Origin of the sequence: Paenibacillus qinlingensis (assembly GCF_013204845.1) — a bacterium.
GTDB classification, from domain to species: domain Bacteria; phylum Bacillota; class Bacilli; order Paenibacillales; family NBRC-103111; genus Paenibacillus_E; species Paenibacillus_E qinlingensis.
Genome location: NZ_JABMKY010000001.1, coordinates 395,696 through 416,986, shown reverse-complemented (window position 1 = coordinate 416,986; position 21,291 = coordinate 395,696). Strand labels below are relative to the sequence as shown.

Here is a 21,291-nt window from a genome sequence, read left to right as displayed (position 1 = left end):
AGGGGGAACCAACGTGGAAAACGCGGTATTATTAACAATGGGTGTAGCATTTGTGCTTGCGCTAATCATGGGGCCATTATGTATACCTATTTTAAGACGGATGAAATTTGGTCAGCAAATTCGTGAGGATGGCCCGCAAGGTCATCTCAAAAAACAAGGTACACCAACGATGGGCGGCGTCATTATTTTACTCGCGCTTTCCTTGGCTACACTTCGTTTTGCTGACAAAAATACAGATTTACTCATTTTATTAATAGCTTCATTAGGTTATGGACTTGTGGGCTTCCTTGATGATTATATTAAAATTATTTTTAAGCGTTCGTTGGGACTTACAGCAAAGCAGAAGCTTTTCGGTCAATTATTGATTTCGGCCATTGTCTGTTATTTACTCGTTATGCAAGGACATAGCACAGATATTTATGTGCCGTTCGTTTCGTATCATATGAATGCCGGTTGGTTGTATTTCCCGTTAATGGCCATCTTGATGTTAGGTGCTTCGAATGCCGTTAACTTCACAGATGGTTTGGACGGTTTGTTAGCAGGGACAAGTGCAATTGCATTTGGGGCTTACACCATTATTGCTATGAATAATACACAGCCAGAAGCAGCGATCTTCTCAGCAGCAATGGTTGGTGCTGTACTTGGATTCCTCGTCTTCAATGCGCATCCTGCCAAAGTATTCATGGGTGACACCGGCTCTTTGGGGATCGGTGGTGGACTTGTGGCCGTTGCCATCTTAACGAAAGCAGAACTGCTTCTTGCTATTATTGGTGGAGTTTTCTTAGTAGAAATCCTATCTGTTGTCATTCAAGTTGTTTCTTTCAAAACAAGGAAGAAACGCGTGTTCAAAATGAGTCCCATCCATCATCACTTTGAGTTGGTGGGATGGTCAGAGTGGCGAGTTGTAATTACTTTCTGGGTCGTAGGTCTAGTGCTTGCTGTGCTCGGATTATATATGAATGAGGTGTTGTAGAAAATGAGGCATCCGCGGGATTATCGTGGACTTGAAGTGATTGTACTTGGCTTGGCTCGCAGCGGTGTCGCTGCAGCTAAGCTTTTTCATCAAAAAGGAGCTCTCGTCACTGTCAATGACAAAAAGGAACGAAGTGCGTGCCCTGAAGCCGACGAGTTGGAGGCTCTGGGTATTTCTGTTGTATGCGGGTTTCATCCGGAGTCCCTTGTGCATGAGGGGGTTGCGCTAGTTGTCAAAAATCCAGGGATTCCGTATTCGGTAGACCCTATTCGTAAAGCAGAAGAACTAGGTATCGAGGTTGTGACTGAAGTTGAGGTGGCTTATCAATTTTGTGAAGCGCCCATTATTGGGATCACTGGCTCTAACGGAAAGACAACGACTACAACACTGATCGGTTTGATGCTGGAAACGGCGGGCTTGAAACCAGTTGTTGCAGGGAACATTGGCCGTGCGTTAACCGAAGCTACACCTGAAGTGACAGCTGAGAATTGGATGGTTGTTGAATTAAGCTCTTTTCAACTAAAAGGCACAACAGCTTTCCGTCCAAACATTGGCCTATTGTTAAATGTATTTGAAACACATCTGGATTATCATGGGTCCATGGACGATTATATTGCCTCTAAAGCCAAAATTTTTGAAAATCAAACAGAGGCTGACACCGCAATTTTGAATTGGGATGACGAAGTGTGTCGACGTCTCATGCCGAATCTGAAAGCGAAACAATTTCATTTCTCTATGAAAGAAAAGCTTACTTATGGCGTCTATTTGGATGCAGAAACCGACTGTCTTGTGTATGCGAACGGTCAGGGATCGATTCAATCGATTATGCCAGCTACTGAAATGGGCATACCCGGAAGCTTTAACGTCGCCAATGCGTTGGCAGCCGCTGCAGCGGCCATTACAGCTGGCGTAGAACTGTCTGTGATAACTGATGAGTTAAGAAAGTTTCAAGGCGTAGAACACCGTCTAGAGCTTGTGAGAGAACTTGGTGGCGTAAGCTTTTATAATAACTCTAAAGCAACGAATGCTGCCGCTTCCATAGTGAGTATTGAAGCTTTTAATCAACCTGTGATCTTGATAGCTGGCGGATTGGATCGCGGCTCGGATTACATGGATCTATTACCTACGTTTAAGGAGCGCATCAAAGGAATTGTCACTTTAGGGCAAACCAAAGAGAAAATCAGGCATATTGCTGAATTGGCAGGGATTAGTAAGGTGCAAACCGTCGATACTGCTAAGGATGCAGCGGACGCGGTTTCACAAGCCGTGCAGCTTGCCTGGCAAATGAGTGAGGAAGGAGACATTGTGCTTCTCTCACCTGCTTGTGCAAGTTGGGATATGTTTCCATCCTATGAGGACAGGGGACGCATGTTTAAGGAGTCCGTGCATAACCTTTAAGTAGGGCTTATCCACTTTTTATTAGGAGGCCCACAACTGACAAAGAGGTGTCTGTAATGGGTAAAGCACGCTCCGCTCCTGACATTTGGATTATTATTCCGACCTTGCTGCTTTTGACAATCGGCGTTATTATGGTCTACAGCGCTAGTAGTGTACTTGCATTTCGAGAGTTTGGTGATTCTTTTTATTATTTAAAAAGACAACTGATCTTCGCCGTACTAGGAATTGTAGCGATGTTCTTCACGATGAATGTGGATTATTTGGTGTGGAAACGATTTGCTAAGTTGGCCTTGTTTGTGTGCTTTGGTATGTTGGTCATTGTTTTGATTCCTGGTATCGGTGTGATTCGTGGCGGGGCCAGAAGTTGGCTAGGCATCGGAGCTTTCGGGATTCAACCTTCTGAATTTATGAAAATAGGGATGATTCTCTTTCTTTCCAAGATGCTGGCCGAAAATCAGTCCAAGATTACACTACTAACCAAAGGGTTGATGCCGCCTCTAGGTATTATGGGATTGGCATTCGGTTTGATTATGCTGCAGCCGGACTTAGGAACGGGAGTCGTACTTGTAGGCGCGTCACTCTTAATTATTTACACGGCTGGTGCGAGATTGCTTCATCTTTCCTATCTAGGTATGATAGGGGTTGCGGGTTTTATTGGACTCGTTATTGCCGCTCCATACCGTCTTAAACGGATAACAGCCTTTCTCGACCCTTGGCAGGATCCACTTGGTGCTGGTTATCAATCTATTCAATCTTTATACGCAATTGGACCAGGCGGACTAGTAGGTCTTGGACTCGGAATGAGCCGGCAAAAGTATAGTTACTTACCAGAACCGCAAACTGATTTTATTTTTTCTATTATCGCGGAAGAACTTGGTTTCATTGGAGGTACGTTGGTTCTGCTGCTCTTCACCATCTTAGTATGGCGGGGGATGCGTGCGGCGATTACGGCACCAGATACATTTGCCAGTTTAATTGCAGTAGGTATTATCGGCATGATCGCTGTTCAAGTTATTATTAACATCGGCGTTGTTATTGGAATGTTTCCTGTAACAGGCATTACGCTGCCTTTCATAAGTGCAGGGGGGTCATCACTGACGCTCATGCTGACATCCGTTGGCATCCTGCTTAATATATCCCGCTATTCGAGGTGACAGGGGAATGAAGACAATTGTATTTACCGGAGGTGGCTCCGCAGGCCATGTTACCCCTAACTTAGCGCTGATGCATAAGCTGAAGCAGCAAGGTTGGGATGTCAAGTACATAGGCTCGGCTACAGGTATTGAAAAAGAGATCATTGATCGAGAAGGGGTTCCCTTTTATCCGATTTCATCAGGGAAATTGCGTCGATATTTTGATCTCAAAAATATAAAAGATCCATTTAAAGTCATGAAAGGTGTTTATGAATCGTATCGGTTACTTAAACGTTTGAAACCCGCCATTGTCTTTTCGAAGGGCGGGTTCGTTTCCGTTCCTGTCGTTCTTGGGAGCCGTATGAACAATATTCCTGTTATAATCCATGAATCCGATATGACGCCAGGACTGGCGAATAAAATTTCGATTCCTTTTGCAACGAAGGTCTGTGTGACATTTCCTGAATCCCTTTCGCATATTAAAGGTGGGAAGTCTGTTCTTACAGGCTTGCCGATCCGTGAACATATGAACAGTGGTAAAGCCTCGCGTGCACTTCAACTTTGTGAGTTCCATTCACAAAAACCAGTTATATTAGTCATGGGTGGAAGTTTGGGTTCACATGTGCTGAATCAAGCTGTACGCAGTAACTTAGCTCGTTTACTCCAACAATTTCAAATTGTGCATCTGTGTGGCAAAGGGAATGTGTCTACTGAGCATCTTTCTACCCGTGGCTATAAGCAATTTGAGTACTTGAACGAAGAGCTTCCTGATGTGCTTGCGATGACGGACCTTGTGATCTCTCGAGCTGGTGCAACGTCTATCTTTGAGTTTCTAGGTTTAGAGAAACCCATGCTGTTAATTCCGCTATCCCTTCAAGCTAGTCGAGGCGATCAGATATTGAATGCGGCATCCTTTCAAAAGGCAGGTTATGCCGATGTGATTCAGGAAGAAGATTTAACCGCTGACGGGCTTGCCGATCATGTCGAAGCACTTTACAAGAACCGTGAGACGTATAAAGCAGCGATGCAATCACGTAATGAGAGTGATGCCGTAGCTGCTATCGTAAAATTGATTGAAGCGCATAGCAAATCGTTGTGAATTTGTTAAAGCGTATAGGCGATTGTCACACTCTAACCGATTTTACATAAACTACACTATAACCGTGACAGACACCTAAGGCTTCATAAGTGAACAAGGAACGAAGAACGGCCGACTTCGCTCAGCTCCTTATGAATGAAATGTCAGAACATGTATGACTCAAATCTTACACCTCTACATTTCGCCCTACGTTCTGTGAAGGAGGTTTTCCCATGCAGAAGTTAATAGCCGACTTAAAGGCATCAAATATTGGCGAGATAAGAACGAATGAACGACTAGCTCCATACACCACTTGGAAAATCGGCGGTCCGGCTGATTGCTTGATTATTCCTCACTCCAAAGAGCAGGTAGCTGCATCCATTAAGTTTCTTCATGAGCGAGGCGTACCTTGGACCGTGATCGGTAGGGGCTCCAATTTGCTTGTCGGAGACAAAGGGATTCGAGGCGTCGTAATTAAGCTAGGCAACGCGTTAGATACCCTTCGTTTTGAAGGCGCAATGGTCTATGCAGGAGGTTCCTATTCGTTCATTAAATTGTCCGTACTCGCAGCCAAAGAAGGTTTGACCGGACTGGAGTTTGCTTCAGGAATCCCCGGTACAGTGGGAGGCGCCGTCTACATGAATGCAGGGGCTCACGGGTCCGATGTGTCACGCATACTCAAGCAGGCTGAAGTCATCCTGGATACAGGGGAATTGGTCGTCATGCAGGCAGAAGATTTACAATATGCTTATCGACATTCTATTTTGCACACATTGCCTGGCATTGTAACAGAGGCTGTCTTTGAATTACAGGTTGGAGACCGCAACGAAATCGCTGGGGCTATGGCCGCTTACCGAGATCGGCGACTGCGGACCCAACCTTTGCAATTAGCTTGCGCAGGAAGTGTATTCCGCAACCCCGAAGGGGGCTTCGCAGCGAAGCTCATCGAAGAAGCAGGTCTGAAAGGCAAACGTGTCGGTGGAGCAGAAATCTCTATGCTTCACGCCAATTTCATTGTTAATACAGGAGAAGCTACAGCCGAGGACGTTCTTACTCTTATCAACGAAGTACAGCAGATCGTAGAGCAATCGTACGGTATTAAGCTAGTACCTGAGGTTCTGGTAATGGGTGAGAGGTAAATCGGAGGTGGAATTTTGGAGAAGCTCGTTATCGAAGGTGGAAGACCTCTTACGGGAGCCATCCAGATACACGGCGCTAAAAACGCCGCATTACCCATATTAGCTGCATGCTTACTTGCTAGTGGTACGCATACTTTACACAATGTTCCTAATCTGCTCGACATCGACACCATGCTTCGTATTCTTCGTTCACTTGGTTGTCGAGCCGAGCAGCAAGGGGATACAGTAACCATTACAACATCCACAGTTCATTCCTCCCACATCCCCGAAGAATTGATGGGTCAGATGCGTTCATCCATCTTTCTTATGGGTCCGCTACTCGCTAGATTCGGCAGTGTCACGGTATATCAACCTGGTGGCTGTGCGATCGGCGAACGAAAAATCGATTTGCACCTCAAAGGTTTGCAAGCTCTAGGAGCCGAGATTGAAGAATATGCCAATAAAATCGTCTGTTCTGCCGAAACCTTGCAAGGTAATGAGATCTTCTTGGACTTTCCAAGCGTCGGGGCGACCGAGAATATTATGATGGCCGCTGTGAAAGCGGAAGGTACGACAACGATTTATAATGCTGCACGCGAGCCAGAGATACAGGATTTGCAAAATTTCTTGAATGCGATGGGCGCTGATATTATTGGTGCAGGAACGGATACGATCACGATTCGTGGCGTTACTTCGTTGTCTCCGTGCACGTATCGGATTATTCCAGATCGTATTGTTGCAGGGACCTTTCTAGTTGCTGCAGCGGCTACTAGAGGTAATATTACTTTGGAAAGAGTAAATCCTGCTCATTTAACCTCGGTTATCCATGTGCTTAAGCGTGCAGGTGTTCAAATCATCGCAGACGGTGATATAATACATGTAAGCTGCAAGGCTAGACCCAAGGCAGTTGAACGTATCGTGACGTCGCCTCATCCTTCTTTCCCTACGGATTTACAATCACAAGTCATGGTACTCTTATCTCTAGCAGATGGATTAAGTGTGATGAAAGAAACGATATTTGAAGGTAGATTTAAGCACGTGGATGAATTGTCCCGGATGGGGGCAGATATTCGCGTAGATATGAGTTCAGCCTTTATTCGTGGTGTGCCAAGGTTGTATGGAGCTACTGTTGAAGCGACTGATTTACGGGCTGGTGCTGCTCTCGTAATTGCCGGTCTAGCTGCGCATGGCACAACGATTGTTGAGCAAATTCATCATATCGATAGAGGTTATGATAGGATTGAACATATGCTAGTCAGACTTGGGGCCTCCGTGCGTCGACAAGCTCCGGTTCCCAGTGAGTAATATCTTGTGTGGCTATCGCGTATCCCTTTCTGCGTGCAGGAGGGGATTCACGATATTCATTGGAATCTTCATTAATATAATTAGGTGGTGCCCCTCTTGTCCGAAGCTAACAAAGTACCAACGTTGCCTGTACCTAAGCCACGTACGCGTACGAATCGGAAGCTACTCTCTTTTTTGATCATATTCTTCCTAACTGTTCTAGTCATATTGTTCTTCCAATCTTCCCTTAGTCGGATTAGTCGGATTGATATTGAGGGGAATGTGCTATTAGCCACGGATGCAATTGGACAAGCTAGTCAAGTCGTTGTCGGTGATCGTTTTTTTGCAGTGAGTTCTAAGACGATAGGACAGCGGATTTCTCAGATGCCTATGATCAAGAGCGCTTCCGTAAAGAAGACATTTCCAGGCGTCATTCACATTCAAGTCGAAGAATTTCCTAAAGTAGCTTTCCAAATTGATCCTAATGGTAAAAAGTCAGCTGTGCTCGCAGACGGCAATGTCATTGAACTGCCAGCTGGCAGCGTTATACCACTCGATATGCCAATATTAACGGGGTGGACGGAAACAGATCCGAATAAAGCAGCTCTATGTAAAATACTGGGAGAGATCCCGCAGAGTGCATTGTCGGATGTTTCAGAGATTAAGCCGGATCCTTCGGAATCATATCCTGACAAGATTAAGATTTACACACGCTCACAATTTGAAGTCCATACTACCATTTCCTATCTGCCTGATAGAATTGATAATTTGCCGGGGTATATTGCTGGTCTAGCAGAGGACCATATTTCAAATGGAATCATCACGATGCTCGAAGTTGAATATCACACGCCATTTGCAACAACCGGGGATGCCAAGTCAGATAACAAAACAGATCCTAAGATCAGCCCTAAACCTACGCCAAAAACAACACCAAAGCCATAACAACCGCTATGGTGCGGAGAAACTCACAAAAATTCGTAGCAGAGACTACTCAATCTCTGAAAAAAATGTTAAAATTAGTTTTATGGTTAAATAGGCTCTATCTGCATACTCTATTTTTTCTTGTATTTACTAGACGAAATTGTTTGCATTTTACAACATTGAAAACAGAAATTGAAGTTGGTTTTTAAATGCAAAAATAATGTAGAAAAAAGAGGGAATATGGCGGTTGTGTGGAATACGTATAAAAGTATTTGTGAAGATTTTGCAATTTTACCTAAGTTACAGGAGGTGCCAGGGGCTTGAGCAACAATGATATCATTGTTAGTTTAGACATCGGTACATCCAAAGTTCGAGCTATTATTGGGGAAGTTGTTAACGGAACCATTAATATAATAGGAGTGGGATCTGCCGAGTCAGAGGGTATTCGTAAAGGCGCAATCGTTGACATTGATCAAACTGTACATTCCATCCGAAGTGCTATTGATCATGCTGAACGAATGGTCGGTATACAAATTTCCGAGGTTTACGTTGGAATTTCAGGAAATCATATTTCTCTTCAATCAAGTCACGGCGTAGTTGCTGTTTCAAATGATGACCGGGAAATCGGAGAAGAAGATATTGATCGCGTTATTCAAGCGGCAAGGGTCATCGCATTACCTCCCGAACGTGAAATAGTTGGAGTTGTACCTAAGCAATATTTAGTAGATGGACAAGAAGGTATTAATGATCCACGCGGAATGATCGGTGTTCGTTTGGAAGTAGAAGCGACGATTATTACTGGAGCGAAAACGGGCATACATAATTTAATGCGTGTTGTGGAAAAATCCGAATTGAAGGTTGCAGGACTTATTTTAATGTCGCTCGCATCTGGTAATTTGGCGCTTTCCAAAGATGAGAAGACTGTTGGGACCGTACTAGTTGATATCGGAGCTGGCGCAACGACAATTGCTGTCTTCGATGAGGGTAATTTAGTTGCAACGTCAACGATTCAGATTGGCGGAGAATTTATCAGCAATGATATTTCTATTGGCTTACATACGCAGCTGGAAATTGCTGAGAAGATCAAATTGAAATATGGCTGTGCATCCGTAGAAGATTCCGCACCTGATCAAGTGTTTAAAGTGACGAGAATGGGCAGCAATGTTGAAAAAGAGTTCTCTCAGGTTGATCTTGCAAATATCGTTGAGCCTCGTGTCGAAGAAATTTTCCAATTGATTCGTGCAGAAGTTCATCGTTTGGGATTTGGAAATCTTGCAGGAGGTTATGTACTAACGGGTGGAACAGTTTGTATCCCAGGTATTCTGGCGATTGCACAATCCGAACTGTCTACATCTGTACGTATTGCAGTGCCTGATTTCATCGGGGTACGTGATCCTTCCTACACGAGTGGTGTTGGTATTATTCAATTCGTCTCCAAATACATGAAGAATCGTAATACGGGCATCACCAAAAAACTGGTTGCTAAGACTACCAAAAAATCCTCCGATAGTCAAAAGCCAGGTTGGGTTGATCGAGTTAAAAATTTCTTCAGTGAATTCATTTAGTGAACGTTAAGTTAGGGGGATATGGCTCATATGTTTGAATTTGATATGGATTTAGACCAATTGGCTCAAATTAAAGTCATTGGTGTTGGTGGCGGCGGTAGCAATGCAGTGAATCGCATGATTGAAAACGGTGTTAAAGGTGTAGAATTTATTACCGTAAATACGGATGCACAGGCGCTTCATTTGGCCAAGTCCGTTCATAAATTGCAAATTGGCGATAAATTGACCCGCGGTCTTGGTGCAGGTGCAAATCCTGAAGTCGGGAAGAAAGCAGCAGAAGAGTCAAGGGAGACGATTCTGAATACGCTTCGCGGCGCAGATATGGTGTTCGTAACGGCAGGTATGGGCGGCGGTACAGGTACAGGAGCTGCTCCAGTCATTGCGGAAATCGCAAAAGAAGTAGGCGCACTTACAGTTGGCGTAGTAACGCGACCGTTTACTTTCGAAGGACGTAAGCGTTCTTTACAAGCTGAGCAAGGGATTGCTGCTTTGAAAGAGAAAGTAGATACACTTATTATTATCCCGAACGATCGTCTACTCGAGATTGTTGACAAAAAGACTCCGATGCTTGAAGCATTCCGCGAAGCGGATAATGTTCTTCGCCAAGGTGTTCAAGGGATCTCAGATTTGATCGCAGTACCAGGACTTATCAATTTGGACTTTGCAGATGTCAAAACGATTATGACTGAACGTGGTTCCGCCCTTATGGGGATCGGAGTAGCGACAGGTGAGAATCGTGCGGCAGAAGCGGCGAAAAAAGCGATCTCGAGTCCTTTGTTGGAAACATCAATCGAAGGCGCACGTGGTGTTTTGATGAATATCACAGGGGGTATGAACCTTAGCTTGTACGAAGTGAATGAAGCCGCTGATATCGTGGCATCTGCTTCTGACATTGAGGTAAATATGATTTTCGGTGCTGTTATTGATGAGAAGTTAAAAGATGAGATCTTAGTTACGGTTATTGCAACTGGTTTCGAACATAAAGCGGCTCCGATTCATCAGTCTATCAAACGTCCAGTTTCACCAGGACAACCAGAGACGGCTGCACCTGACAACCGCTTAAATAATCTTAAACCATTTGGCGCACAGCCTTCTAATGATCAATTAGATATTCCGACTTTCTTACGAAATCGCGGACGCAATACTGACAAATAATTACATAATAATTGTCTAGAGACCGAAGCCCTACTTAACGTAGAAGCTTCGGTTTTTTGTTGTTCTATAAGCTTTTTCCCTGTGGACAGGACCGCGTTAACTGACAAAAAAAGTAGCTTCCTACTAGCATGATTAGACAGACTTTGAACTTGGAATCCAATATACTGATTTAGAACCTTAAAGTTTCGTCACGAAATTGCTAGATAGTGCCCTTCTTGGAGGTGAGGCATGGCATGGTCGTCTATGCGGATCTCATTTTCCTGTTGAACTTTCTGGTGGATGCAGCCTTACTATTGGTCACTGCAAAAACGCGGAAAATAGCGTTCACATGGTGGAGAATTGCACTTTCTGCAGCATTAGGGGCTTCGTATGTCGTTATGATGTTTTTACCAGTTCCAACCTTGCTTTTTACATTTTCTGTGAAATGTATGTTCTGTACAGGTATGATTATGACCGCTTTTGGTTACGGTTCCCTACAAAATTTAATACGAAATATGGGAACTTTTTTACTCATCAATTTCGCTGTTGCTGGCGGGATGTTCGGCATTCATTATGTGCTTGCCTCTTCCTCTGATGTGATGAAGGGAATTGTATTTACCCAATCCGGTGTCGCTGTATTCCAATTCCAAATTGGTAGCATCTTGTTTGTGGTCCTTCTGTTGCTTCCGCTCATCTGGTGGTTTAGAACGGTGTTTCAAAGCAGTAAACAGCGTGAGGTTATGACAACCTATTTGGCAGAGGTTACGATTCATGTTGGGGATTTCAGCGCTACCTGCAAAGGCTTAATTGATACAGGTAACCAACTGTATGATCCATTGACGCGCACACCAGTAATGGTTATGGAAGTATCGGAATGGGGAGATGTCCTGCCTGAGCAATGGCTGCAAAGAATACGTTCTTCAGATGTGGATCAAATCATCAGCGGCATAGGGGTGGAAGAGTTCATTTGGCAGGACCGTTTGCGACTCGTACCTTACCGTGGGGTCAACCGAAATACGCAATTCATGCTGGCTATTAAACCCGATAAGGTGGTGATTATTCATAATGAATCGCAATTGGAGGCAACGAAGGTGCTTATAGGGCTAGACGGAGGAAAATTATGCAGCGATGGCTCCTACCAAGCTATTATCCATCCTGCATTGATTCAAGCTGTTTAATGTTTCGAGATGAGTAGATAGACCAGATTCAGGAGAGGTTCAACGCAGTAGACAGTTCATTCTTACAAAGTCAGTTTTCCATTGGAAAACGCAGCTTAGCTTACGATGAAAGTTTTGCTATGGCAAAACTCTTAGGAGGAAACTAACATGTTCTTGAAGTGGAAACTGCTTGTTCAACTAACGTATTATCGCATTTTGATGATGCTGGGACTCAAAGGTGAGGAAATCTATTACATAGGTGGTAGTGAAGCATTGCCACCGCCGCTTACGCGTGAAGAAGAAGAATACTTATTGGAAAAATTACCATCTGGGGATGCAGCTATTCGAGCTATGCTGATTGAACGCAACCTGAGATTGGTTGTCTATATAGCGAGAAAATTTGAGAATACGGGTATTAACATCGAGGATTTGGTTTCGATTGGAGCGATTGGTCTCATCAAAGCCGTAAATACATTTGATCCCGAGAAGAAGATTAAACTAGCAACTTACGCTTCACGTTGTATTGAGAATGAAATACTCATGTATTTGCGCAGAAACAGTAAAATTCGAACAGAAGTATCGTTTGATGAGCCGTTGAATATTGATTGGGATGGTAATGAACTTCTTTTGTCTGATGTGCTTGGCACAGAGAATGATACCATTTACCGGAACATCGAAGAACAAGTTGATCGGAAGCTTCTTCATAAGGCACTTGATAAGCTCAGTGAACGTGAACGTATTATCATGGAACTGAGGTTCGGGTTGCAGGATGGGGAGGAAAAGACGCAGAAAGACGTTGCAGATCTGTTGGGTATTTCGCAATCTTATATCTCCAGATTAGAAAAACGTATTATTAAGCGGCTTCGCAAAGAGTTTAACAAGATGGTCTAAAATTTTTTTTTGGCAGTAAATGTCGAAATTGTTCAGGTGTCACGGGAGGGAGCGAGTCAGTACCCTTTTGTCAAGTGGCTGAGCTAGGGATGAGGCAGGAATAAATCGACCGCTCACGGGGATAATTAACAGTAATGTTTCTCCTTGGGAGGTAATCACGGTGACCCGAAATAAAGTTGAGATATGTGGAGTTGACACCGCCAAACTGCCTGTGCTGACCAATGCAGAGATGCGTGAGTTGTTCACTGACCTGCAAACAAAACAGGAACGAACTGCAAGAGAGAAATTGGTCAATGGCAATTTAAGGTTGGTACTGAGTGTGATTCAGCGGTTCAACAATCGTGGAGAGTATGTGGACGATCTCTTCCAAGTTGGCTGTATTGGTTTGATGAAAGCCATTGATAACTTTGATTTAAGTCAAAATGTCAAATTCTCGACCTATGCCGTACCGATGATTATAGGTGAGATACGCCGCTACTTACGAGATAATAACCCGATTCGCGTTTCTCGTTCCTTGAGAGATATTGCTTACAAAGCATTACAAGTTAGAGACAGTCTAACGAATCAAAACTCACGCGAGCCATCTATTTATGAAATTTCTGAAGCCTTGAATGTACCGAAAGAAGATGTTGTTTTCGCGCTTGATGCTATTCAAGATCCCGTTTCCTTATTTGAGCCCATTTATCATGATGGAGGCGATCCCATCTATGTGATGGATCAAATAAGCGATGAGCGCAACAAAGACATGTCATGGATCGAAGGTATCGCATTGCGCGAAGCGATGCATAAGTTGAATGCTAGAGAGAAGATGATCCTATCTATGCGCTTCTTTGAAGGGAAGACCCAGATGGAAGTAGCGGATGAGATTGGTATCTCTCAAGCACAAGTTTCAAGGTTAGAGAAATCGGCTATTTGTCAGATGCAGAAACATGTGAAATCCTAAGTGCAATTAACAAAGACTGGAACGGCTTTGGTAGACAAGCCGTGAAGGTCTTTTTTTGTTTGACAGGACATTTTGCCCATAAGACACATATACTAATAAAAAATCAGTACAAATTCTAATGAGATATGTGGTGATAGGCCTCATGAAAATATCTGATTTCCAGACAAAGGACGTAATTAATATTGTGGACGGCAAAAAGCTTGGACAAATCAGTGATTTGGAGCTTGACCTGCGCCAAGGACGAATCGAATCCATTGTTGTTCCGAATCAGAGTCGATTTTTTGGACTGTTTGGAACGGGTACCGATGTGATCATTCCTTGGAAGCATATCGTGAAAATTGGTGCTGACGTTGTGCTCGTGAAGCTAGAAGATGTAAGGCCATATCGACAAACGGACGACACCGAAGTGGTATATGAGTTTAATCGTCAGTTTAAAAATTGACGTTGGACACACGAGAACGCTGTATCAGCAGAATAAACAGCTGAGCAGACATCGTGTGTCTTTTTATTTTGTGCTAAAGTAGTGATATATGAATTGGGCTGGAGGGATTTGCATTGGAACCATTTGACTTACAATCATCACTACATTCAAAAGAGGACCAACCGGTCCTATTACCTATAGCTTCGTGGATGTCATTATTTCCTGAGATTACTGCTGGTTTTAGCTCTCGTTTAGGTGGAGTAAGTCAGGCGCCATTCTCAACACTTAATCTCGGTTTGCATGTGAATGATAACCAGGAGGATGTCGTGCGTAATCGAGAGCGTGTTGCTGACGCTGTAGGGCAGTCATTTACATCTTTTACATATGCGGAGCAGGTCCATGGGAAAGACATCGCTATCGTCAGTCTGAACGAGCAAGGCATGGGGCGTGATAGCAGAGAAACAGCTCTCCAAGCGAAGGATGGATTTATAACCAAGGAGAAAGGCATTGTACTCTGTGCGCAATTTGCGGATTGTGTACCGTTGTATTTTTATGATCCCATTCAGCGTGTGGTGGGTCTTGCTCATGCAGGTTGGAAAGGGACGGTGTTAAACATTTCCATGGCTACAATATCCTTAATGACACATACTTTTGGTAGTCAGCCTTCTGATATCCGAGCAGTCATTGGTCCCTCAATCGGCGTCTGTTGCTATGAAGTTGATCAGACGGTAGCATCGCGTGTTAGGATGGTATTTGAGGAGACGGAAATATCACTTGAGGAACAAGCAGCTATTCTGACTGATAAAGGTAATCAGAAGTATATGTTGAATTTGCAATTATTAAATCAGAAATTGATCGAGCAAGCAGGAATTTTGTCGTCCCATATCGAAGTAACACAGTTATGTACGAGTTGCCGAACTGATCTCTTCTTTTCGCATCGAAAGGAAGGGGGGGCCACAGGAAGAATGATCGCTTGGATCGGTCTTCGTTGATTGGAACTGGAACTGGCAATGTGTGTGAATAGAGGTGTAGAGAGAATGAGCGTATTGGAACGCAAACAAGAGGTTGAAGCTCGAATAGCAACTGTATGTCGGGAGTCAGGCCGTCAAGAACATGACATTAAGATCATCGCAGTAACCAAATATGTATCTTTAGAAACGACAGAACAAGTATTGAACACGGGTCTACAGCATATTGGAGAAAATCGTTGGCAAGATGTAAAACCGAAGTGGGAAGCTCTGCATGAGCGTGGAACATGGCATTTTCTAGGACATTTGCAGACGAATAAGGTGAAAGATGTTATTGGCAAATTCGCGTATATTCACTCGCTGGATCGGATGTCGCTTGCGAAAGAGCTGGACAAGCAAGCTGCCAGTTTGGGTATAGTAGTCAATTGTTTCTTGCAAGTGAATATTTCCGGTGAAGCAACGAAATATGGCATATCGCCGCAAGAATTTTTCCAATTTGCGGAGGAAGTAAGTAAGCTTACACATATTCGTGTTTGCGGATTGATGACGATGGCTCCTTATGAGTTAGAATCCGAAGAAACGAGACCTGTTTTTCGAGGATTACGTGAATTAAGAGATCAATTGAATGAACGAAGGTTGTTCCCTTACGAAGTGAGTGAGTTATCTATGGGGATGTCAGGTGACTTTGACGTGGCCATTCAAGAAGGTGCAACCTGGGTTCGCTTAGGTACAGTTTTGGTAGGTAAAGAGGGGTAGTGGGTATTAGGTATTAGGGGATATGATTCCTATGCATGATTTCGTTAGGAGGGAAGCGCAATGGGTGTATATAACCGATTTATGAACTTTCTGGGACTTCAGGAAGAGGAAGAAATTGTAGAGCGTGAGCGGATTGTAGAAGCAACAGAAGAACCTGAAACCAATCCATACGAATTACGTAATAAAAATAAGGCGAATGTCGTCAGTATTCATTCACAGAAGAATTCACGCGTTGTCCTTAGTGAACCCCGTACGTATGAGGAAACACAGGACATCGCAGACCATCTACGTGCTCGTAGAGCGGTTGTCGTTAATTTACAACGAGTTCGCGGCGATCAAGCTATCCGAATCGTAGATTTCTTGAGTGGTACGGTTTACGCATTGAATGGGTCTATCTCTAAGCTTGGACCGAATATTTTTCTCTGTACACCAGACTCAGTAGATATTCATGGTCATATCTCTGAGATGATGGGCGAGGAATAGACGCATATCCCCAAACACATAGACAGAGGTGGGAAACAACGTGGATAACGTTTACTCTTTTTTAAGCGTATTGACAGAAATTTATTATTTCATGATTATTGGTTACTTGATCTTATCTTGGTTTCCAAACGCGCGTGGCAGTTTCGTCGGTGGACTGCTCTCGAAGCTGGTTGAACCGTATCTGGCTCCATTCCGTAAAATCATACCTAGTATCGGTTTCATTGATCTCTCACCAATCGTGGCGTTGATCGCATTGAAATTCGTTGTTATGGGTATCTTTGCTGTACTTGATTTCATCGTGGGGATTTTCTAGTCTTGATGAAAGATATTTATGGGCATTTTCACCAAGACGAGCATCATTTTGTGGATAAAGCCTGGGATTGGGTCGAGCGAGCTGCACAGCAGCATGCCGTGAAGTTAACCGATTTTCTCGATCCCAGACAAGCTTTCATTCTCAATTCGCTCGTCAACCGACACCCGGATGTACATTGCCGATTGGATGGCGGCTATGAAGCAGCTGAGCGTAAGCGTGCTATTATAGCTCCTGACTATCGCAGCTTGGATAGTGAAGACATGGCGATGGCCGTGTTGGCAGTGTCCTCAGGGGATGGCAAATTCCTTACGCTTGAACACGGAGATTACATGGGCGCCATTCTTGGACTCGGCATGAAGCGAGACAAGGTTGGCGATATTCATGTTATAGAGGGTGGCTGCCATTTCTTAGTCACTCAGGATGCAGCTGACTATTTGCATTTGAATTTGTCACAAGTACATAGAGTGCATGTCCAAACGGAATTGCTCCCTTTAGATAAGCTAGAAGTAGCGCAAGTGCAATTGGAGGAGCTTCATCTATCCGTTGCATCTATGCGTATGGACGGAATTGTAAGCGATGTATTCCGGCTTAGCAGAGCCAAAGTATTGATACCAATACAAGCTGGTCGTTGCCGCGTCAACTGGAAGGTGGAAGAAGATCCAAGCAAGCCGCTGAAAGAAGGCGATATGATCTCCTTGCAGGGTTTTGGTAGGTTTAAAGTGCTTGAAGTGGAAGGCGTATCGAAAAAAGGTCGAATTCGTGTGAAGATTGGCAAGTTTGCATGACCGTGGATAATTTATCCACGAACTTTGCAGGAATTGCTAATTTTCTGTCGAACTGAACTGTATAGACATGGGTGTAGGCTAGCTTTCAGACAAGCTCAGCTTATGCTTACGAAGTCAGTTTTGCTGCGCAAAACGCTAAGGAGGGGCACTGATGCCATTAACACCGCTAGATATACATAATAAGGAGTTTTCACGTTCGTTTCGTGGTTATGATGAGGATCAGGTGAATGAATTCCTAGATCAAGTCATCAAGGATTATGAAGCGCTTATTCGTGAGAATAAGGATTTGCAGAATCAATCAATGGCCTTGCAGGAGCGTTTGGATCATTTTACGCATATTGAAGAATCACTGAGCAAAACGATCATCGTGGCACAAGAGGCTGCGGATGAAGTTAGAAGCAATTCGAAGAAAGAAGCTCAGTTAATTCTGAAAGAAGCGGAGAAAAATGCGGATCGGATTATTAACGAATCATTGACGCGTTCACGCAAAGTAGCTCTTGAGATCGAAGAACTCAAGAAACAAGCTTCGATTTATCGTACGCGCTTCCGGACGTTACTTGAAGCGCAGCTTGAATTATTGAACACAGAAGGCTGGCAAAGTATGCAGTTTGAACATAAGGAAGAGTAGGCATGGAGCAGTAGGCAGGTATCATATTGACTATGCTTGCCAGATTGGGTATACTCCTGTTAAAGTGAGAGTTCAAAAAGTCCGGTTTTCAGCACCGAGAAGATTGAAAGAAGCTAGGAAATGAGGAGCGGAGCGTAGTGTAAGCTACGTGAGCACCGGAAGTTCCGGCTGAATTCAATATTCGATGTGGAATATGCTTCATGGACTACTTCGTGATCAAAAATGGACTTTTGAACAACCTCTAAAAGTATCGCAATAAAGCTATGACTGGAACGAGTAGGGCGTTATGAGCAGTGTCAGCGAATTAGGGTTGTGGTGTGAGCCTAATCTCTGCAGCGTACCGAATATCCCCCAGGAGCGTCTCTTGAAATGAGTAGGGAGAAACGGGTCATGCCGTTATACATGATCGAGTGAAGAAGCTCTGTTCAATTCGCCTTTAGGCGTGTGTTCATGATGCTTTTTAACGAGGGTGGTACCGCGAGTTGAGTTTCTCGTCCCTTTTGGGATGAGAGGCTTTTTTTGTTTTTTAGACTAGGATAGATTGAACCAGGAGTGGAGTGGTAAAGATGGATTATGGAAAAACATTAAACCTATTACAAACAGATTTCCCGATGAGAGGTAATTTACCTCAAGCGGAACCGAAGATGCAAGAACATTGGGAAGCCGAAGACATTTATGCTAAAGTGCAAGAAAGTCGTAAGGGCAGAACGAAGTTTATTCTACACGATGGGCCTCCTTATGCGAATGGAGATATTCATATCGGTCACGCACTCAACAAAGTGCTTAAGGATATTATCGTACGTTTCAAAACATTGCAAGGATTCGACGCGCCTTATGTTCCAGGTTGGGATACGCACGGCTTACCGATCGAGCAAGTGATTACGAACAGCGGGAAAGTCGATCGTAAGAAGATGACAGTTCCTGAGTTCCGTGAATATTGCAAAGAATACGCCTTGCAATCTGTTGAGAAGCAGAAGAGTCAATTCCAACGTCTTGGTATACGCGGAGATTGGAAAAATCCGTACATCACGTTGCAACCAGGTTATGAAGCTCAACAAATTCGTGTTTTCGGTACAATGGTACAGAAGGGCTTCGTTTACAAAGGCTTGAAACCTGTTTACTGGTCCCCATCGTCAGAGAGCGCCTTGGCTGAAGCAGAAATCGAGTACAAAGAGAAAACTTCAACATCCATCTACGTGGCGTTCCCAGTAAAGGATGGCAAAGGGAAGTTACCTGAAGATGCAGCCATCGTCATCTGGACAACAACAGCATGGACATTACCTGCGAACTTAGGGATTTCCGTACACCCTGAATTTGAGTACGCAGTTGTTCAAGCGAATGGGAAGAAATATGTGCTGGCACAAGGACTTCTTGCAGCAGCAGCGAAAGAAATTGGCTGGAGCGAATACGAAGTATTATCGACGGTAAAAGGCAGTGAGTTGGAGTTTGTTACGTGCCAACATCCATTTTACGATCGTGAATCCCTTGTTATGGTTGGCGAGCACGTGACGTTAGAAGCGGGTACAGGTTGCGTTCACACAGCTCCAGGTCACGGGGAAGACGACTTTGCAATAGGTCAACGTTATAACATCGGCGTGCTTTGTCCAGTGGACGATCAAGGTCATTTTACAGCTGAAGCACCAGGTTATGAAGGTTTGTTCTATGAAAAAGGCGGCAAGCTGATCATTGAGCAGCTGAAGGAGTCAGGTTTATTGCTAAAAGCTGCTGACATTCAGCATCAATACGCACATGACTGGCGTACGAAGAAACCTGTTATTTATCGTGCAACGGAGCAATGGTTTGCGTCCATCGATAAGTTCAGACAAGAGATGCTGGATGAAATCAAGCAAGTGAAATGGACGCCGGAGTGGGGCGAAGTGCGCCTTCATAACATGATCGCAGATCGTGGAGACTGGTGTATTTCCAGACAGCGGGCATGGGGTGTACCGATTCCTATTTTCTACTGTCGCAGCTGTAATGAGCCCCTTGTTAACGAGCAAACAATTGAACATGTTGCCCAGTTATTCGAGCAAGAAGGTTCTAATGCTTGGTTCATCAAGGATGAGAAGGATTTACTTCCACACGGTACTAGCTGTACGAAATGCGGACATGGTGAATTCCGCAAAGAAACGGACATCATGGACGTTTGGTTCGACTCCGGTTCCAGTCACGTTGCTGTTCTAGAGTCGCGTCCAGAACTTCAGTGGCCTGCTGATCTGTATCTGGAAGGATCCGACCAATATCGCGGTTGGTTCAACTCTTCCTTGATTACTGGTGTGGCAACGAGAGAGAAGTCACCGTATAAAGGCATTTTGAGTCATGGCTTTACACTAGATGGCGAAGGGCGCAAAATGTCCAAATCCATTGGGAACACGATTGATCCGAATGTGGTTTGCGGCAAATTAGGCGCTGATATTCTTCGTCTATGGGTATCCTCCGTGGATTATCAATCCGATCATCGGATTTCGGACAATATTTTGAACCAAACGACGGAAGTTTATCGTAAAATCCGTAACACCATGCGCTTCCTGCTTGGGAATTTGAGTCAGTTTAATCCGGCTACAGATCGTGTTGCCTACGCAAGTTTATCCGAACTTGATCGCTATGCGTTGATTCGTTTGAACCGCATGATCGAGAAAGTTATTAAAGCCTATGAAGCCTACGAATTCCATGTTGTGTATCAAACGATTCACCATTTCTGTGCGGTGGAAATGAGCTCTTTCTATTTGGATATCATCAAGGATCGTCTCTATGCGAATGCGGCTGAGGATCCAGCTCGTAAAGCGTCACAAACTGTGCTATATGCGGCACTAACTGCGATTACGAAATTGATCTCACCAATTCTTCCGCATACAGCAGATGAAGTTTGGAAGTATATTCCAGGTGTTGAACTAAGCTCCGTACAACTTGCTGAATTACCGGAAGTAGAGACGAGTGTATACAATGAAGAATTGGAAAATAAATGGAATTCATTCTTGGAGGTACGTGATGACGTGCTGAAGGCGCTAGAAGAAGCGCGTAAGGAGAAGGTCATTGGTAATTCCTTAGGGGCAGCAGTGAATTTGTATCCGAATGAAGCGATGTTTGCTTTGTTGACACAATTTGAACAATTGGATCAGTTGTTCATCGTATCTGCTGTTAATCTATACCCAGTAGGTACTTCTGTACCTGAAGGTGCACTTCAGTCCAAAGATGTGGCCATTGCAATCGCTGTTGCAGACGGTGAGAAATGTGAACGTTGTTGGATAGTGACACCAGAGGTTGGGCACAGTAAAGAGCATCCAACACTCTGTGTCAGATGTAATGATGTTGTGACTGCTCATTATCACGAGTAGAGGAACC

At 44.1% G+C, this 21,291-nt stretch carries 20 protein-coding genes and 1 other annotated feature; all 20 genes read left to right on the top strand.

Annotated features, from left to right (window positions below; all coding sequences use genetic code 11):
* Window positions 1-37: 37 nt before the first annotated feature.
* The 20 genes from mraY to ileS all read left to right on the top strand — a co-directional run bounded on the left by mraY (window position 38) and on the right by ileS (window position 21,284).
* Window positions 38-973 carry a phospho-N-acetylmuramoyl-pentapeptide-transferase gene (gene mraY / locus HQN88_RS02125; protein ID WP_216855617.1) on the top strand — a complete coding sequence of 312 codons (936 nt, stop codon included), beginning with the start codon at window positions 38-40 and terminating at the stop codon, window positions 971-973.
* Window positions 974-976: 3 nt separating this feature from the next.
* Window positions 977-2,371, top strand: a complete 1,395-nt coding sequence (gene murD, locus HQN88_RS02120) for a UDP-N-acetylmuramoyl-L-alanine--D-glutamate ligase (protein WP_173108587.1) — start codon at window positions 977-979, stop codon at window positions 2,369-2,371.
* Between the two features lie 56 nt (window positions 2,372-2,427).
* Complete coding sequence (spoVE, locus tag HQN88_RS02115; protein WP_173108586.1) at window positions 2,428-3,525, top strand: stage V sporulation protein E; 1,098 nt, start codon at window positions 2,428-2,430, stop codon at window positions 3,523-3,525.
* Between the two features lie 7 nt (window positions 3,526-3,532).
* Window positions 3,533-4,603: an undecaprenyldiphospho-muramoylpentapeptide beta-N-acetylglucosaminyltransferase gene (locus HQN88_RS02110; RefSeq protein WP_173108585.1), complete on the top strand. Its 1,071-nt coding sequence runs from the start codon at window positions 3,533-3,535 to the stop codon at window positions 4,601-4,603.
* A 212-nt stretch (window positions 4,604-4,815) separates the two neighbouring features.
* Complete coding sequence (gene murB, locus HQN88_RS02105) at window positions 4,816-5,721, top strand: UDP-N-acetylmuramate dehydrogenase (RefSeq protein ID WP_173108584.1); 906 nt, start codon at window positions 4,816-4,818, stop codon at window positions 5,719-5,721.
* Window positions 5,722-5,736: 15 nt separating this feature from the next.
* A complete protein-coding gene (gene murA, locus HQN88_RS02100; RefSeq protein ID WP_173108583.1) occupies window positions 5,737-7,005 on the top strand; it encodes a UDP-N-acetylglucosamine 1-carboxyvinyltransferase in 1,269 nt (422 codons plus the stop codon).
* Window positions 7,006-7,101: 96 nt separating this feature from the next.
* Entirely contained in the window at window positions 7,102-7,926 is an 825-nt protein-coding gene (locus HQN88_RS02095) for a cell division protein FtsQ/DivIB (RefSeq protein ID WP_173108582.1), read from the top strand.
* A gap of 299 nt (window positions 7,927-8,225) precedes the next feature.
* Window positions 8,226-9,470, top strand: coding sequence for a cell division protein FtsA (ftsA, locus tag HQN88_RS02090; RefSeq protein WP_173108581.1), 1,245 nt, complete (start codon window positions 8,226-8,228; stop codon window positions 9,468-9,470).
* 30 nt (window positions 9,471-9,500) lie between these two features.
* Entirely contained in the window at window positions 9,501-10,625 is a 1,125-nt protein-coding gene (gene ftsZ / locus HQN88_RS02085) for a cell division protein FtsZ (protein ID WP_056612645.1), read from the top strand.
* Window positions 10,626-10,858: 233 nt separating this feature from the next.
* Complete coding sequence (spoIIGA, locus tag HQN88_RS02080) at window positions 10,859-11,782, top strand: sigma-E processing peptidase SpoIIGA (RefSeq protein WP_173108580.1); 924 nt, start codon at window positions 10,859-10,861, stop codon at window positions 11,780-11,782.
* Between the two features lie 147 nt (window positions 11,783-11,929).
* Window positions 11,930-12,652 carry an RNA polymerase sporulation sigma factor SigE gene (gene sigE / locus HQN88_RS02075; RefSeq protein WP_173108579.1) on the top strand — a complete coding sequence of 241 codons (723 nt, stop codon included), beginning with the start codon at window positions 11,930-11,932 and terminating at the stop codon, window positions 12,650-12,652.
* A 160-nt stretch (window positions 12,653-12,812) separates the two neighbouring features.
* Entirely contained in the window at window positions 12,813-13,595 is a 783-nt protein-coding gene (gene sigG, locus HQN88_RS02070) for an RNA polymerase sporulation sigma factor SigG (protein ID WP_056612640.1), read from the top strand.
* A 142-nt stretch (window positions 13,596-13,737) separates the two neighbouring features.
* Window positions 13,738-14,037: a YlmC/YmxH family sporulation protein gene (locus HQN88_RS02065; protein WP_056612638.1), complete on the top strand. Its 300-nt coding sequence runs from the start codon at window positions 13,738-13,740 to the stop codon at window positions 14,035-14,037.
* 113 nt (window positions 14,038-14,150) lie between these two features.
* Complete coding sequence (gene pgeF / locus HQN88_RS02060; RefSeq protein WP_246320003.1) at window positions 14,151-15,008, top strand: peptidoglycan editing factor PgeF; 858 nt, start codon at window positions 14,151-14,153, stop codon at window positions 15,006-15,008.
* Window positions 15,009-15,053: 45 nt separating this feature from the next.
* Window positions 15,054-15,740, top strand: a complete 687-nt coding sequence (locus HQN88_RS02055; RefSeq protein WP_173108578.1) for a YggS family pyridoxal phosphate-dependent enzyme — start codon at window positions 15,054-15,056, stop codon at window positions 15,738-15,740.
* Between the two features lie 60 nt (window positions 15,741-15,800).
* The gene (locus HQN88_RS02050; protein WP_056612633.1) at window positions 15,801-16,223 is read left to right on the top strand and encodes a cell division protein SepF; all 423 of its coding nucleotides are present in this window, start codon (window positions 15,801-15,803) and stop codon (window positions 16,221-16,223) included.
* Window positions 16,224-16,263: 40 nt separating this feature from the next.
* Window positions 16,264-16,536 (top strand): YggT family protein, encoded by a 273-nt coding sequence (locus HQN88_RS02045; RefSeq protein WP_157256863.1) that lies wholly within the window; start codon window positions 16,264-16,266, stop codon window positions 16,534-16,536.
* Window positions 16,537-16,538: 2 nt separating this feature from the next.
* Window positions 16,539-17,321, top strand: a complete 783-nt coding sequence (locus HQN88_RS02040; RefSeq protein ID WP_173108577.1) for a YlmH family RNA-binding protein — start codon at window positions 16,539-16,541, stop codon at window positions 17,319-17,321.
* A 151-nt stretch (window positions 17,322-17,472) separates the two neighbouring features.
* Entirely contained in the window at window positions 17,473-17,949 is a 477-nt protein-coding gene (locus HQN88_RS02035; RefSeq protein ID WP_171635339.1) for a DivIVA domain-containing protein, read from the top strand.
* A gap of 254 nt (window positions 17,950-18,203) precedes the next feature.
* Window positions 18,204-18,451 (top strand) — a binding site (T-box leader).
* 64 nt (window positions 18,452-18,515) lie between these two features.
* A complete protein-coding gene (gene ileS / locus HQN88_RS02030; RefSeq protein ID WP_173108576.1) occupies window positions 18,516-21,284 on the top strand; it encodes an isoleucine--tRNA ligase in 2,769 nt (922 codons plus the stop codon).
* The last annotated feature ends 7 nt before the right edge of the window (window positions 21,285-21,291 follow it).